This is a genomic window from Sphingomonas bacterium (assembly GCF_028289855.1).
Classification (GTDB): Bacteria; Pseudomonadota; Alphaproteobacteria; order Sphingomonadales; family Sphingomonadaceae; genus Sphingomonas.
The window spans coordinates 1-14622 of record NZ_JAQGKZ010000104.1 but is presented as its reverse complement, the minus strand read 5'-3'; the positions used below and the strand labels follow the sequence as shown (position 1 = coordinate 14622).

18 protein-coding genes are annotated in these 14622 nt (G+C 65.2%); 8 read left to right on the top strand and 10 right to left on the bottom strand.

The genetic code is table 11. The features are described 5' to 3' along the window. The coding region (locus tag JWM94_RS12260) for a succinate dehydrogenase assembly factor 2 (protein ID WP_299427227.1) at positions 1-254 on the bottom strand (254 nt) is incomplete at its 3' end. Positions 255-327: 73 nt separating this feature from the next. Between JWM94_RS12260 and recG the strand changes: the two genes are divergently transcribed. Beyond that, entirely contained in the window at positions 328-2379 is a 2052-nt protein-coding gene (recG, locus tag JWM94_RS12255) for an ATP-dependent DNA helicase RecG (protein ID WP_299427221.1), read from the top strand. Here the strand turns inward: recG and JWM94_RS12250 are convergent. The 7 genes from JWM94_RS12250 to serS all read right to left on the bottom strand — a co-directional run bounded on the left by JWM94_RS12250 (position 2376) and on the right by serS (position 8767). Beyond that, positions 2376-2693 (bottom strand): PilZ domain-containing protein, encoded by a 318-nt coding sequence (locus tag JWM94_RS12250; protein ID WP_299427218.1) that lies wholly within the window; start codon positions 2691-2693, stop codon positions 2376-2378. The two genes, recG and JWM94_RS12250, sit on opposite strands and share 4 nt — an antisense overlap. Before the next feature lie 87 nt (positions 2694-2780). Continuing rightward, the gene (gene tyrS, locus JWM94_RS12245; RefSeq protein ID WP_299427215.1) at positions 2781-4007 is read right to left on the bottom strand and encodes a tyrosine--tRNA ligase; all 1227 of its coding nucleotides are present in this window, start codon (positions 4005-4007) and stop codon (positions 2781-2783) included. Positions 4008-4053: 46 nt separating this feature from the next. Next, positions 4054-5316 (bottom strand): sigma-70 family RNA polymerase sigma factor, encoded by a 1263-nt coding sequence (locus tag JWM94_RS12240; protein WP_299427212.1) that lies wholly within the window; start codon positions 5314-5316, stop codon positions 4054-4056. A 52-nt stretch (positions 5317-5368) separates the two neighbouring features. Further along, a complete protein-coding gene (locus tag JWM94_RS12235) occupies positions 5369-5803 on the bottom strand; it encodes a hypothetical protein (RefSeq protein ID WP_299427209.1) in 435 nt (144 codons plus the stop codon). 40 nt (positions 5804-5843) lie between these two features. Then, positions 5844-6269 carry a YciI family protein gene (locus tag JWM94_RS12230; protein WP_299427206.1) on the bottom strand — a complete coding sequence of 142 codons (426 nt, stop codon included), beginning with the start codon at positions 6267-6269 and terminating at the stop codon, positions 5844-5846. A gap of 109 nt (positions 6270-6378) precedes the next feature. Then, on the bottom strand, positions 6379-7440 hold the full coding sequence (locus JWM94_RS12225; protein WP_299427203.1) for a M23 family metallopeptidase: 1062 nt from the start codon (positions 7438-7440) through the stop codon (positions 6379-6381). A gap of 49 nt (positions 7441-7489) precedes the next feature. Next, on the bottom strand, positions 7490-8767 hold the full coding sequence (serS, locus tag JWM94_RS12220; protein WP_299427200.1) for a serine--tRNA ligase: 1278 nt from the start codon (positions 8765-8767) through the stop codon (positions 7490-7492). 137 nt (positions 8768-8904) lie between these two features. Here serS and JWM94_RS16125 point away from each other — a divergent pair, with 137 nt between their 5' ends. The 4 genes from JWM94_RS16125 to JWM94_RS12205 all read left to right on the top strand — a co-directional run bounded on the left by JWM94_RS16125 (position 8905) and on the right by JWM94_RS12205 (position 11118). Next, positions 8905-9075, top strand: a complete 171-nt coding sequence (locus tag JWM94_RS16125) for a hypothetical protein (protein WP_367185889.1) — start codon at positions 8905-8907, stop codon at positions 9073-9075. Positions 9076-9129: 54 nt separating this feature from the next. Next, the gene (locus tag JWM94_RS16120; RefSeq protein WP_367185888.1) at positions 9130-9795 is read left to right on the top strand and encodes a hypothetical protein; all 666 of its coding nucleotides are present in this window, start codon (positions 9130-9132) and stop codon (positions 9793-9795) included. A gap of 406 nt (positions 9796-10201) precedes the next feature. After that, positions 10202-10663: an RNA polymerase-binding protein DksA gene (dksA, locus tag JWM94_RS12210; protein WP_299427194.1), complete on the top strand. Its 462-nt coding sequence runs from the start codon at positions 10202-10204 to the stop codon at positions 10661-10663. Positions 10664-10746: 83 nt separating this feature from the next. Continuing rightward, positions 10747-11118, top strand: coding sequence for a PilZ domain-containing protein (locus JWM94_RS12205; RefSeq protein ID WP_299427190.1), 372 nt, complete (start codon positions 10747-10749; stop codon positions 11116-11118). A gap of 42 nt (positions 11119-11160) precedes the next feature. Here JWM94_RS12205 and JWM94_RS12200 read toward each other — a convergent pair whose 3' ends face one another. Further along, a complete protein-coding gene (locus tag JWM94_RS12200; protein WP_299427187.1) occupies positions 11161-11316 on the bottom strand; it encodes a YdcH family protein in 156 nt (51 codons plus the stop codon). Positions 11317-11458: 142 nt separating this feature from the next. Between JWM94_RS12200 and JWM94_RS12195 the strand changes: the two genes are divergently transcribed. Further along, complete coding sequence (locus JWM94_RS12195; protein WP_299427224.1) at positions 11459-11656, top strand: DUF465 domain-containing protein; 198 nt, start codon at positions 11459-11461, stop codon at positions 11654-11656. A 67-nt stretch (positions 11657-11723) separates the two neighbouring features. Continuing rightward, the gene (locus tag JWM94_RS12190) at positions 11724-12185 is read left to right on the top strand and encodes a DUF1465 family protein (RefSeq protein ID WP_299427184.1); all 462 of its coding nucleotides are present in this window, start codon (positions 11724-11726) and stop codon (positions 12183-12185) included. Between the two features lie 112 nt (positions 12186-12297). Here JWM94_RS12190 and JWM94_RS12185 read toward each other — a convergent pair whose 3' ends face one another. Next, a complete protein-coding gene (locus JWM94_RS12185; protein ID WP_299427181.1) occupies positions 12298-13257 on the bottom strand; it encodes a nitronate monooxygenase family protein in 960 nt (319 codons plus the stop codon). 144 nt (positions 13258-13401) lie between these two features. Here JWM94_RS12185 and JWM94_RS12180 point away from each other — a divergent pair. Next, positions 13402-14622: M1 family metallopeptidase (locus tag JWM94_RS12180; protein WP_299427178.1), on the top strand; the 1221-nt coding region annotated here is incomplete at its 3' end.

Here is a 14622-nt window from a genome sequence, read left to right as displayed (position 1 = left end):
GGCACGTAGTTCAGCACGCGCATTGCCTCCAGGATCGGGCCTTCGAAACGGGCCGGGCATATATCGGTGCCGATCGCCCAGGCCATGATGTCGACATCCTGTTCCTCGAGCAGTTCCTCGAACAGATCCATCTCCGCCTCGCTCCAGCCCGAGCCGGCCGCGTCGAAGAAGCCGCCGATCAGCAGATCGGCTTCCTTGGTGCCGCGATGCCAGGCGCGGAAGCGCAGGCGTTTCAGGCGTGTTTCGAGGTCCATCTTTTTCAAAAGACGATTGGCCGGCGGGCGCTGGCGGCGCACGTCGGCTGGGGGTAGGAGACTGCAGATAGTCATGCGGCCCGATATCCTCAAGCCATTGTTCGCCGAAGTAACGGCATTGAAAGGCGTCGGGCCCGGGCTCGCCAAGCCGCTCGACAAGCTCGGGCTGCACCGCGTGATCGATGTCGCGTTCCATTTGCCGAGCGGGTTCATCGACCGCGTGCCGCGCGACGAGCTCGATATGGTCGATGCCGGGCGGACGATCGCGATCACGCTGACCCCGGTCGAGTATAAGTCGAGCGCCAGCCAGCGCGGACCGACGCGAGTCCATGCGATCGACGCGAAGGGCAATTACGTCAGTCTGATCTATTTTGGCGGGTCGTCTGGCTGGGTGCGCAAGCTGCTCCTGCTGAACGAGCCGAAGCGGGTGTCGGGCAAGCTCGAAATGTACGGCCAGGAGTTGCAGATCATCCATCCCGACCTCGGCGATGGCGACGAGGGATTTCGCGAGCGCGAGGCGATCTATCCGTTGTCGGAGGGGATCACCTCGCGACGGCTGGGGCAATTCGCGCATGAGGCGGTCGAGCGCGCGCCCGATCTCCCCGAATGGATCGAGCCGGGGCTGAAGGCGCAGCACCAATGGCCTGGCTGGCGTGAGGCGCTGGCGCGCGCGCATGCCGACCCGGCGGATGCCAAGGCGCGCGAGCGACTCGCCTATGACGAGCTGTTCGCCAATCAGCTCGCCTTCATGCTGGTGCGCGCGTCGTCGCGAGCGCGGCGGGGCAGGGCGCTGGCGGGCGATGGGCGGCTGCGCGACATGCTCAAGCTGCCGTACGAGGCGACCAACGCGCAAGCGCGGACCATCCGCGAAATCGAGGGCGACATCGCGCAATCGTCGCCAATGCTGCGGCTGCTCCAGGGCGATGTCGGGTCGGGGAAGACGTTGGTCGCGACGATGGCGCTGCTGATGGCGGTGGAGGCCGGGGCGCAAGGCGCGTTCCTCGCGCCGACGGAAATCCTTGCGCGCCAGCATTACGACACGCTGCAGCGGATGCTCGCCGGGCTGCCGGTCAATGTCGCGGTGCTGACCGGGCGCGACAAGGGCAGGGTGCGCGAATCGACCTTGATGGGGCTGGCCGATGGGTCGATCGACATATTGATCGGCACCCACGCGATATTCCAGGAGGCGGTGGCTTATAAGCGGCTCGGATTGGCGGTCGTGGACGAGCAGCACCGCTTCGGGGTCGCGCAGCGGCTGCTGCTCCAGGGCAAGGGCAATGCGCCGCATCTGCTGGCGATGACCGCGACGCCGATCCCGCGCACGCTGACCTTGGCGCAATATGGCGAGATGGATGTCAGCCGGTTGGACGAGATGCCCCCGGGCCGTCAGCCGATCGAAACGCGGGTGGTGTCCGAGGATCGGCTGGGCGAAGTCGTCGAGGCGCTGGGGCGGCATATCGATGGCGGAGGGCAGGCATACTGGGTGTGCCCGCTGGTCGAGGAGTCGGAGAAATCCGATCTCGCCGCCGCCGAAGCGCGCGCCGCGGCGCTGCAATCGCGGTTCGGGGATCGGGTAGGGCTGGTCCACGGCCGGATGAAACCCGCCGAAAAGGACGCGGTGATGAGCGCGTTCGCCGCCGGCAAGGTCAGCGTGCTGGTCGCCACCACGGTGATCGAGGTCGGGGTCGATGTGCCCAATGCCACCTTGATCGTCATCGAGCACGCCGACCGCTTCGGGCTGGCCCAGTTGCATCAAGTACGCGGGCGGGTGGGGCGGGGGAGCGGGCGGTCGATTTGCCTGTTGATCCGCGGCGCAGAGCTCACGGAAACATCGCGCGAACGACTCCTCACGATCCGTGATTCCAACGACGGCTTCTATATCGCCGAACGCGACCTTGAATTGCGCAAGGCTGGCGAGATGCTTGGTACGCGCCAATCCGGCGATCAGGGTTACCGCCTGGCGAGCCCGGAGCATTTCGCTTCGCTTCAGCAAGCGGCGCACGACGACGCCCGGCTGCTGATCGACCGCGACGGCGGGCTCAACGGGCCGCGTGGGACGGCGGCGCGGACGGCGCTCTATCTGTTCGAGCGCGACGCCGGGGTCGCGCTGCTACGGTCGGGTTAGCGGCCCTTCAGCAACGCCGCGAGCAATTCGTAATAATCCGCCATGCCGATCGGCCGGTCGAGCTCGCAACCGATCCGCCCGCCCAGCGACCAGCGCACCTCGGCGGTGATGACGCCGACCACCGGCAAGTTGATCTTCAGCCGCTCGCCGACCGGGCGGTCGCCCACGACTCGCGCCATCAGGCCCTGCGCCGACATGTTGACGACCTGCAGCCCGACCGGCTGCGCGTCGCCGCCATAGGCACGCGCGCGGTAATCGACCTCGTCGCGCGGCATATCGCGCTTTTCGGTAAAGGCCATTGCGGCTGCGGCCATCGATGGTGTTTCCCTGTTCAGGCATCACGCTACGGCGAGCGTGTGAAGACCCTGAAAAGGAACATATTTAACGCGCGTTGAGGATATTCAGGTGGGCGTGAGCAGCCCATGATGCTTCTTGCCCGCCGACACGCGGATCGGATGCCCAGCCATCGTGATGGTCAGCAATTCGTTCGCCACCTTCTCGCCGTCCACGCGCGCGCCACCGCCGGCGATCAACCTTCGCGCCTCGCCCTTCGACGCACAGAAGCCCAGCCCGATCAGCGCATCGACGATGTTGATCGCCTGGCGCACCGCGAAGGTCGGTAGCGCACCACCACCCGCGCCTTCCTCGAAGGTCTTGCGCGCGGTATCCGCGGCGAGCGTGGCGGCGTCCTGGCCCCTGCACATAGCGGTCGCCGCGTTCGCCAGCACGATCTTGGCCTGGTTGATCTCGGCGCCTTGCAACGCTTCCAGCCGAACGATCTCGTCGATCGGCAAGTCGGTGAAGATGCGCAGCCGGTTGCCGACGTCGCGGTCGTCGGTGTTCCGCCAGAATTGCCAGTAATCGTGGTGCGGCAACTGGTCCTCATGCAGCCACACCGCGCCCGACACGGTCTTGCCCATCTTCGACCCGTCGGCATTGGTGATCAGCGGTGTGGTCACCGCGAACACCTCGGTCTGGTCGGCGCGGCGCGCGAGGTCGACGCCGTTGACGATATTCCCCCACTGGTCCGATCCGCCCATCTGCAACCGGCAGCCGAAACGGCGCGACAGTTCGAGGAAATCATAGCCCTGCAGGATCATGTAGTTGAATTCGAGGAACGACAAAGATTGTTCGCGGTCGAGCCGCAGCTTGACCGAGTCGAACCCGAGCATGCGGTTGACCGAAAAATACTGTCCGATGTCGCGTAGGAACGGCAGATATTCGAGCTTGTCGAGCCAGTCTGCGTTGTTGACCAAAACCGCGTCGGTCGGGCCGTCGCCGAACGTCAGGAAGCGTTCGAAGATGCGCCGGATCGAGGCGATATTGCCCAGGATCACTTCCTCGCCGAGCAGCTTGCGCGCCTCGTCCTTGAAGCTTGGGTCGCCGACCTTGCTGGTTCCGCCCCCCATCAGCACGATCGGCTTGTGCCCGGCCTGCTGCATCCGGCGCAGCAGCATGATCGACACCAGATTGCCGACATGCAGCGACGGCGCGGTCGCGTCGAACCCGACATAGCCGGGCACGATCTGCTTGGCCGCCAGCGCATCGAGCGCGCCCGCGTCGGTCATCTGGTGGATATAGCCGCGCTCGTCGAGCAAGCGGAGCAGGGTGGATTGGAAAGCAGTCATGATGGCCGCGCGGTTAGCATGCGGCGGGGCGGGGCGGAAACAGGTTTCAATGCGGGCGTTCGCACGCGTCCGCTCGTGCGAGCAGGAAGGTTTTTTCGGCGAGGTTGCGGGTCAGCGCGGCGGCGGCTTCGAATTGCGGCCGCGCCTCGGTCAGCCGGCCGGCCCGGAACAGAAAATCCCCCCGCGCCGCCGGCAAGGGAGCGTAATCGCGCAACGCTGCGGCGTCGGCGATCTCGTCGATTAGCCGCAACCCCGCTTCGGGCCCGAACGCCATGCTGTGGGCGATCGCGCGATTGAGGTCGACCACGGGCGAGGGCGTCACGACGCGTAACCGGTCGTAGAGCGCGGCGATGCGCGGCCAGTCGGTATCGGCCGCGCGGCGCGCGCGGGCATGGCAAGCGGCGAGCGCGGCCTGCAGTACATGCGGCCCTTCGCCGCCAAGCGCCTCGGCGCGTGCAAATGCGGCGAGGCCGCTGGCGATGAGCAGTTGGTCCCAGCGTGCCCTGTTCTGTTCGGTGAGCGGGATGAACGCACCGTCAGGCCCGCTCCGCGCCGTCAGCCGCGACGCCTGTATCTCGATCAGTGCGAGCAGGCCCCACACCTCGGCCTCCTCGGGCATCAATCCTGCGAGGATGCGGCCGAGCCGCCTTGCCTCCAGGCACAGCCCCGGCCTGACAAGGTCGTCGCCCGCCGTCGCGGCATAGCCTTCGTTGAAAATGAGATAGATGACCTCGAGTACCGAGGGCAGCCGCGCCGCCCGCTCGGCGCCTCGCGGTACCTCAAACCTCGCGCCGGTCTTGGCGATCGCCTTTTTCGCGCGGACGATGCGCTGCGCGACGGTCGCCTCGCTGGACAGAAAGGCGCGCGCGATCTCGTCGGTGGTCAGCCCGCCGACCACGCGCAGCGTCAGCGCGGTGCGTGCGTCGGATGACAGGATCGGAAGGCATGCCGTGAAGATCAGGCCGAGCAACTCGTCGCCGAGATCGTTGTCCATCGCGGCGATCGTCTCGGCCTCCGCATCAACTGCATCGTCCGGCGTCCCCGCAATCTCTTCATGCTTACGGGTCCGCATCTGATCGCGCCGGATCGCATCGATCGCGCGCCGTTTGGCGACCGCCATCAGCCACGCGCCCGGATTGGCGGGAATGCCGATCCGCGGCCATTCGTCGAGGGCCGTGACCAGCGCGTCCTGCGCCAGTTCCTCGGCACGATCGATATCGCGCACCATGCGGGCCAGCCCGGCGACGAGCCTGGCACGTTCGATGCGAAAGGTCGCCTCGATGGCCCGGTGCGTTTCGCCTGCGGTCACGCCGTGTTTTTGGGCCAGCGCTCCGGTGGAGACAAGCCGATACTGGATCAAATCATTCGTGTCGGCCCCGGGTCTCAAGCCCAAAGCGAATGATCTCTTCCAATGTGCCGATGTCTATGTCCGCCAGCGTTTTGAACTTGATGCAATAACCGGTCACGCTTGCCTTCCCGAGCGCTTTTCCATAGGTTCGAGACAGGTATTTCTTGTCTTCGATACCAATGACATAGACGGATATCCCGGTCGTGTTCGCGCTCAGGCCGACCTGGTAAAACTCTCTGGTCTTCCCGCCAGCGTAATTGATCGTTTGCGAACCATAGCCGATGTTCGGATTTGAGACCGTTTTGCCGGCGTCATCCTTTCCGTCCAAAAACCATAACCTGCATGTTGGCGAAATTTGGCGTGTGAGGCGGTGCAGCTCGCGCAATTCGCCGCTTTTGGGTTCGGGTTGTCCGGCAATATAGGCCTCGATTTGATCCTCGATGGTCATGCCGGACGTCCCATTTTTACTCCGTCTCCACGCTCTACGCCTAGGCGACCCCGAGTTTCCCACGATCTCCGTCGCGCGGTCCCGCCGCCAGTTCCTCGGGCGTTACAAAATCGGCCAGGTCGGCGGCTTCGTAGAACGGCCGGATCTCCATCGCGCCGGGCATCATTGGGCTGCGCTTCGCCCAGGCGACGGCCTCGTCCATGTCCTTCACTTCCCAGATCGAGAAGCCGGCGACGATCTCGCGTGCCTCGGCGAAGGGTCCGTCGATTACCGTGCGGCTGGTCGCATCGGTGACGATGCGCTTGCCCTCGGCGGTCGGCTTGAGGCCCGCTGCGGCGATGAAGACGCCGGCTGCGACCAGCTCCTCGGTGAAGCGGTCCATCGCCGCGAATGCTTCGATCATTTCGGGCGTCGGCTCCATCGGGCCGTCGTTCTCGTTCATTTTCGCGAACACCATCACGCGCATCGTCTGTCTCCTTCGTTGAGTTGGCCCCAATTGGCATCTCACCGGAACGACGAACGAGTTTGCCGGGAATCGACACCGCCTGCGAAATTTTTTTGGGAGGGCGTCGATTCTACCGCTTCGGCAGGCGCGCCAGCGGATCGACCGGAACGCGTCCCTTGCGCAGCTCGAAATGCAATTCGGGCCGGTCGGCGAATCCGGTATCGCCCGACAGTGCGATCGACTGGCCGCGCTTCACCGCCTGGCCGCGCTGGACGAGGATGCGGCTGGCGTGGCCGTAGACGCTGGTCCAGCCGTCGCCGTGTTTGACCATCACCAGCCCGCCGAGCCCCGCAACACCGGTCGCGGTGTAGATCACCACGCCGTCGGCGGCCGCCTTGATCGATGTGCCGACCGGGACCGCGATCTTGATGCCGTCGTTGCGCTCGCCGGTCGCGCCCGCGCCGAAGCGCTTGACGACGTTGCCGGTCGACACCGGCCATAGGAAGGGGCCGCTCAGGCTGCCGGGTGCGGCGATCGGGACCGAGGAGGGGAGCGGGGTGCGCACGACGTTCGACGCGCGTGGTGCGCGGTCGCCCTCGGGGATGGCGGGCTCGCCGCCGCCGGTCGCGATGTCGCCGAGGTCGATCTTGAACGCCGCTGCGCGCTCGGCGAGCGTCTGCGGGCGCGATGGCGCGCCGCCGGGGATGAGGATGCGGCGGCTGGCGCGCAGCATGTACGGCTCGGTCAAGTTGTTGGCGGCGACGATGTCGGCCCAGCGCACGCCGTACGCGCGAGCGATCGCGATGCCCGATTCGCCGGGGCGCACGAAGTGATAGCGGCCGCCGGGGATGTGCAATTGTTGGCCTGGGCGAACGACATAGGGTGCGGTCAGGCCGTTGGCGTCGGCGATATTTTCCGACCCCGCGCCGACGCGCTCGGCGATGCCGCGCAACGTGTCGCCGGGCTGGACAACATAGGTCGAATCGGGGATCGTCCGCGCATCGGGCGTGACCGGCCGCGCTTCCCACGCCGGCGGCGCGGAGGGCGGGGCAGGGACGTCGTCACCGACGCGTTGCGGCTCGTAGCGGTCCTGCGGCGGCGGGTAGGAGGAATCTGGCGGACCGTAATCCTCCGCGCTTGGGATGCAGCCGGAGAGCATCAGCACGGCGACGATCAACAAGCTGGTACGCATCGTGCCCTCCCTACGACGCGCAGAGCATAGCGCAGGCGGTGCGGCAGGACTAGGCGGCGGGCTCCAGCCGGTTGAACCCGCGCAGGTACGGTTGCAGCGCGTCGGGGATGGCCACCGACCCGTCCTCCTGCTGATAATTCTCCAGGATCGCGACGAGCATCCGCCCGACCACTAGCCCCGAACCGTTGAGCGTGTGGACGAACGTCGGTTTGCCGTCCTCGCCACGGTAGCGCGCGTTCATCCTCCGCGCCTGGAAATCGGTGCAGGTCGAACAACTCGAAATCTCGCGATAGCGGCCCTGGCCGGGCAGCCACACTTCGAGGTCGTAGGTGCGCGCGGCGGAAAATCCCATGTCCCCGGTGCACAATTTCATCCGGCGGAACGGCAGGCCGAGCCGGGCCAGCACGTCCTCCGCCGCCGCAGTCATGCGTTCGTGCTCCGCCTCGGACTGGTCGGGCGCGACGATCGAGACCATCTCCGCCTTCTCGAACTGATGTTGGCGGATGAATCCGCGCGTATCGCGGCCCGCCGCGCCGGCTTCGGAGCGGAAGCAGGGGGTGAGGGCGGTGAAGCGTAACGGCAGCTCGTCAGCAGCGAGGATCTTTTCGCGGACGATGTTAGTGAGACTCACTTCGGACGTGGGGATCAGCCAGCGGCCGTCGGTGGTCTGGAAAAGGTCTTCAGCGAATTTGGGGAGCTGTCCGGTGCCGAACATCGCTTCGTCGCGCACCATCAGCGGGGGGACGACCTCCTCATAGCCATGATCGCGAGTCAGCACGTCGAGTCCGAACTGACCGAGCGCGCGATTGAGCTTCGCCGCCGCGCCCCGCACGAGGGTGAAGCGCGCACCCGCAAGTGCCACGCCGGTCTCGAAGTCGAGACCTAGCGGTGGCCCGATCACGTCATGCTCCTTGATCGCGAAGGCGAAGTCCGGGCGCGTGCCGCGTTCGTGGACGAGTTCGTTATCGTCCTCGTCGGCACCCTGGGGCACATCGGCGAGCGGCAGATTGGGGATCGCCGCAAGCTGTGCGCCAAGCGCTTCTTCGGTCGCCTTTTCCTCGGCTTCGAGCTCGGGCATGCGCGTCTTGAGCGTCGCGACTTCCGCCATCAAGGCGCTCGCGGTCGCATCGTCCTTCGCCGCCTTGGCCGCGCCGATCGCCTTCGACGCTTCGTTGCGGCGGGTCTGGCCGGCCTGGACCTCGGTGATCACCGCGCGGCGTTTTTCGTCGAGCGCGATCAGGTCCGCGGCCAGCGGCGACAGGCCACGCCGCGCAAGGCCTGCGTCGAAGGCTGCCGGGTTGTCGCGGATCAGGCGGATGTCGTGCATGGCGCTGGCTATGGCTTCGCCTTACGCCCGGTGCAAGCCGGACAAGGAAAGGCCGGCGGGATCGCGTGATCCCACCGGCCAAATCCCGCCCGAAATTGGTTGGTTAGGCGCTGACGAGCGTCTTCTTGGCGAGCCGCTTGCGCGCGACCAGGGCCGCGGCGGCGCCGCCGAACAGGAAGATCATCGGCGGCGCGGGAACCGGGGCAGGCGGACCGCCCGACGATCCGGTCGATCCGCTGCTGCCGTGCCAGCCGCCGTTCGACGACCAGCCGCCGCTCGATCCCCAGCCCTTGGACGACGAACCGTAGCTCGACGATGAAGTCGATCCGGAGCTCGAGGTCGAACCCGAGCTTGCCGACGAGTTGGACGAACTGGTCGAGCCCGAGGTCGAGCTGGACGTCGAGGACGACGACCCGCCGGTCGACGTTGACGTGGACGAGCCACCGGTCGAGGTTGAGGTCGAAGAACCACCGGTCGAGGTCGACGACCCGCCCGTCGATGTGGAAGAGCCGCCCGTCGACGTCGAAGAACCGCCGGTCGAGGTCGATGACCCGCCCGTGGACGAGCCGCCGGTCGATGTGCTGGTCGAGCCGCCACTCGAGGTCGAGGAAACCACGATCCCGCTGCTGCCCGATCCACCGCTGCCGCCGAAGAAGCCGCCCGCGAAGAACCCGCCGCCGCCGAAACCGCCGCCCGAACCGCCGACCATCACCGCGCCACCGTCGCCGCTCGATCCCGTGAAGGGCGGCGGCACAGGAAGCGGCGGGCCACTGGCGACGGTGACGACCGCGGGTGGGCAGACGGTGGTGGTCGTGGTGACGACCTTGCGAACGCGCGCCGCGCGGGCCGCGACGGTCCGCGTCGAGCGTACGACGCGCTTCTTGTACGTCGTCTTGACGTACCCGGAGCGCGGGCTCGTGTTTTCGGAGACCTTGACGGCCCCGCCACCGACAATGGCGCCGCCGCAAGCGCAGGCGCAAAGTTTAGCCATGGCCATCCGAACAGACATCGCATCACTCTCTTTTTAACCGTGTCTGCCCCCACAGAGACGGTGATGGTTCTTCTGCAGCTGGTGAGCCGCTATTCGCATAGTGCAAAACAAAACATTAAGTGCAATCGCGTTAACTAAGAATAACGACACGGGGTGGATCTAATCTGTACTGCCGGCGCTTCGATGATGGTTAACGTTTCATTGTGATACGCTGTCGGTCGATTTGCAGCCGATTCTTGGTCCCCATCATAGTGTCCGGAAGATGAAGGCTTGGTTCACGCGAGTGAAAGCCGTGCGCGGGTAGCGCGGGATTCGAGCGATCGCGCGGTTTTTCCCGTCGGTCGTCAACTGCTTGTGGAGCCGCTTCTCCGTCGCTATAGGCCCGCCCCAGGGGAGGTCCGTCGCGGCGAAGTATCGGCGCGCAGGCCAGTGGGAGAGCGGGAATGGCGACTGCTTTGAATCGCGTAGAGGATTCCAGTTTCGAGCTGCCGGCGAACGATGCGGACGACGATTATCGTCCGAGCGCCGACGAAGCATTCATGAATTCGCGCCAACAGGCGTATTTTCGGATGAAACTGCTGCGCTGGAAGGAGGCAATCCGCAAGGAGGCCGAAACCACGCTGTCGCAGCTGCAGGTCGAACCGTTGCGCGAGGCCGATCTGACCGACCGCGCGTCGAGCGAAACCGACTGGTCGATCGAGCTCAGGACTCGCGACCGCCAGCGCAAGCTGATCGCCAAGATCGACGCGGCGCTGCGCCGGCTCGACGAAGGCGAATACGGTTTTTGTGAAGTGACGGGTGAACCGATTTCGCTCGGCCGGCTCGAAGCGCGGCCGATCGCGACGATGACGGTCGAGGCGCAGGAGCGCCACGAACGCAACGAAAAGGTATCGCGCGAGGATTGAATCCCCGTTGAGTTTAACGCTTTCGACAATATTTGGGCGCTATGCGGGCGTGAACGGTAATCGATGCCGTTCGGGCAGGGTGCATGGACCAGTTTTCAAAAGACACTTTCGTACCAGCGGGCGAGTTGGCGGCTAAGCGCAAGAAATCGCGCGACAGCCTGTTCCTGATCGCGTGCCTAAGCATCGAAGGTCATCCGGGGACGACCGAAGTGCGCGTGCGCAATCTGTCGAGTGGTGGATTGATGGCCGAATACGCCCATCCGCTGAAGATCGGGACCGGGATTGAGGTCGAACTGCGTGGCGTTGGCAGGGTGGCGGGAGAAGTCGCCTGGACGACGGCGGGGCGGATCGGCATTTCGTTCGAGAGTCCGATCGACCCGATGCAGGCCCGCAAACCAGTCTCTGCGTCCGCGACCGGGCCGCGCAAAGACAAGCCTATCAAGCCCATCTTATAGATCGTGAGCCCCGGTCGAAACCGGGGCTGCACGGCTATGCCGCTAAAGCGCGGCGATTGCTTCCTTCACGCGCAATTTCTGTTTTTTAAGGTCGGCCAGGATCCGCGTATCGGGCGCGGGCCGGTGCGTTTCCGCAACGATCTGCCGGTCCAGCACATTATGCTTCGTCTCGAGCGCCGAAAGGTGCGGGTTCTGCATGGGGGGCAACCTCCTTCATTCAGGTGGGGAAGCAAATAGAACACGAAAGTCGTTAAATGTCGCCATCGATTTCGCTTGCGAATCGACGCGCCGCATCGTTTTGCCGATGATCGGAAAAAGATCGCGGTTGGCGGGAGAGATGATGGAAGACGCCCAGATCGTGAAACGGCTCGACGCGCTCAGGACCGAGCATCGCGATCTCGACTCGGCGATCGACGCGCTACGGCTGATGGGATCGGGCGACCAGCTCCAGATCGCGCGCCTGAAGAAACGCAAGCTCGCGTTGCGGGACGAAATCGCGATGCTCGAAGACCAATTGATCCCCGATATCATCGCCTGATCGAATTTGGGACGCGCGGGCGATGAGAGCGCTTGCGGGAAATGGTGAATCGGGCGACGCTGGTATTATGCCCGGAAACGTCACCAACGCACCGATCCATCGCCGCCTGATCGATTCGCTCTACGTCGAGTCGATGGTGCTGGCGGACGAGGCGCGCGGCTATTTCGATCAGGGCGCGCGGATCGAGCGCGAAGCGCTGGACCCGCTCGGGCGAGTGACCTTTTCGTGCGAGTCGCTGAAGGTAACGACGCGGCTGATGCACATCATCGCCTGGCTGTTGACGCAACGGGCGGTCGATGCGGGCGAACTCACCGTGCGCGACGCGCTCGATCCGGCGCGGCGGCTCGGCGATGCGCCGGTGACCGAGGATGCCGTGCTCGCCCAGATGCCGAACGACGCGCGGGCGCTGATCGCGGCGAGCATCGACCTCCACCGCCGTGTTGCGCGGCTGGACGACGCGCAGGCGGAACCGCAACCGTCGGACAGTCCGGTGCAATATATGCAGGCAAGATTGGCGATGGCTTTTTAGGCTTTCTGCCGCGATCTCAGCGCAGCTGAATCGCGAACCAGCAGAAAGCCCGGACGGCCTCGCGCAGCGAGGACCGACGACTTGGGCTTTGCCCAAGTCGGTTGTGCAGATCTTAGCCCAGCACGCGCGCCTTCGCCGCCTTGTACTCCGCTTCCAGACGGTCGACCCGCACCGCGACCGACTCGACCCTGTCGACCACGCCGATGCCCTGGCCTGACCCCCAGATGTCCTTCCACGCCTTGGCCTTGCTCGAATTGCCGCCGCCGAAATTCATCGTGCTGAGGTCGCCTTCGGGCAGATTGTTCGGGTCCATCCCTGCCGCCTCGATCGATCCGCGCAAATAATTGCCGTGCACGCCGGTGAACAGGTTGGAATAGACGATGTCGGCCGCCTTGCCCTCGACGATGCCCTGTTTGTAGCCGTCGACGGCGTTGGCCTCGTCGGTCGCGATGAACGGCGAGCCGATATAGGCCAGGTCGGCGCCCATCGCCTGCGCCGCGAGCACCGCGCCGCCGGTCGCGATCGAGCCCGACAGCGCGAGCGGCCCGTCGAACCATTGGCGAATTTCCTGCGTGATCGCGAACGGCGACAGGCGACCGGCATGCCCGCCCGCGCCCGACGCAACCGCGATCAGCCCGTCGGCGCCCTTTTCGATCGCTTTCCGCGCAAACCGGTCGTCGATGATATCGTGCAGCGTGATCCCGCCCCAGCCGTGCACGGCGGTATTGAGCTCCTCGCGCGCGCCCAGCGATGTGATGACGATCGGCACTTGCCACTTGGCGCAGGTCATCAGGTCGGCCTCGAGCCGGTCGTTCGATTTATGCACGATCTGGTTGACCGCGAACGGCGCGGCGGGGCGGTCGGGATTGTCGCGGTTATGCGCCGACAATTCCTCCGTGATGCGGTGCAGCCATTCGTCGAGCTCGGCTTGCGGCCGGGCGTTTAGTGCGGGGAACGACCCGACGATCCCCGCCTTGCACTGCGCGATGACCAGCTCGACGCCGGAAATGATGAACAGCGGCGACCCGATAACGGGCAGGCGCAAGCGATCGAACAGCGGCGGAAGGCTCATGCGCATTTCATAGCGCAGCCGTAACCACAGAAAAGCCCTTTCGAATTGACGGTACGGAATGCGTGCATTCGGTAGGATTGATCCATTTGCGATTCATAACCGAGGCGTTATAGCGCGGCAACACACCAGATAATGAGGTCGTCCATGAAGCTCGCCGCCACCGCCGTCGCTCTGATGTTCACTGCCTCAACCCCGGCGCTTGCCGCGGCGCAGCTCGGCCGCGACGTCGCGCCGATCGCGTACGACATCACGATCGATCCGAATGCGCAGGCGATGACCTTTAGCGGCAGCGAGACGGTGACGGTCAACGTCCGCACGGCTACCCGGACGATCACGCTCAACGCTGCCGATCTGGCGATCACCAAGGCGACGGTCGACGGGCGCGCGGTCGCGTTCAAGCTCGACAATGAGGCGCAACGGTTGACGCTGACATTGCCGACGGCGGCGAAGGTCGGCGTGCACACCATCGCCTTCGCCTGGACCGGCAAGATCAACGAATCCGCTGCCGGCTTCTTCGCGATCGATTACACCAATACCGACGGGTCGAAGGCGCGGATGCTGGCGACTCAGTTCGAAGCCCCCGACGCGCGCCGCTTCGCGCCGATGTGGGACGAGCCGAGCTTCAAGGCGAAGTTCACGCTACGCGCGGTGGCGCCCAAGGGCCAGCTCGCTTTCTCGAACATGCCCGCGCTCGTCACCAGGCGCGCCGATGGCACGCAACTCTACAGCTTTCGTCAGTCGCCGGTGATGTCGAGCTACCTGCTGTTCCTCGGCATGGGCGACATGGAACGCAAGACCGTAATGGCCGGCAAGACCGAGATTGGCGTCATCACGCGGCGTGGGGTGAAGGACCAGGGCGACTATGCGCTCGCCTCGGCCAAGCGGCTGCTAGCGTATTACAACGACTATTTCGGTCAGCCTTATCCGCTCCCCAAGCTCGACATGATCGCCGGTCCTGGCACCAGCCAGTTCTTCGGGGCGATGGAGAATTGGGGCGCGATCTTCTATTTCGAGCCCGAATTGCTGTTCGACAAGAAGCGCGCGACCGAAAGCGACAAGCAGCGCATTTTCGTCGTCGTCGCGCACGAAATGGCGCACCAATGGTTCGGCGATCTGGTCACGATGAGCTGGTGGGACGACCTCTGGCTCAACGAGGGCTTTGCGTCGTGGATGGAAAACAAGGCGTCGGCCGATCTCAACCCCGACTGGTTCGCGCGCGATTCGGCAGTGGCGTTCGACCGCGAGGGCGCGCTGGCGATCGATGCGACCGCCGCCAGTCACCCGATCATCCGCCACGTCGAGACCGTCGACCAGATCGGCGAGGCGTTCGACACGATCACGTACCAAAAAGGCCAGGCGGTGATC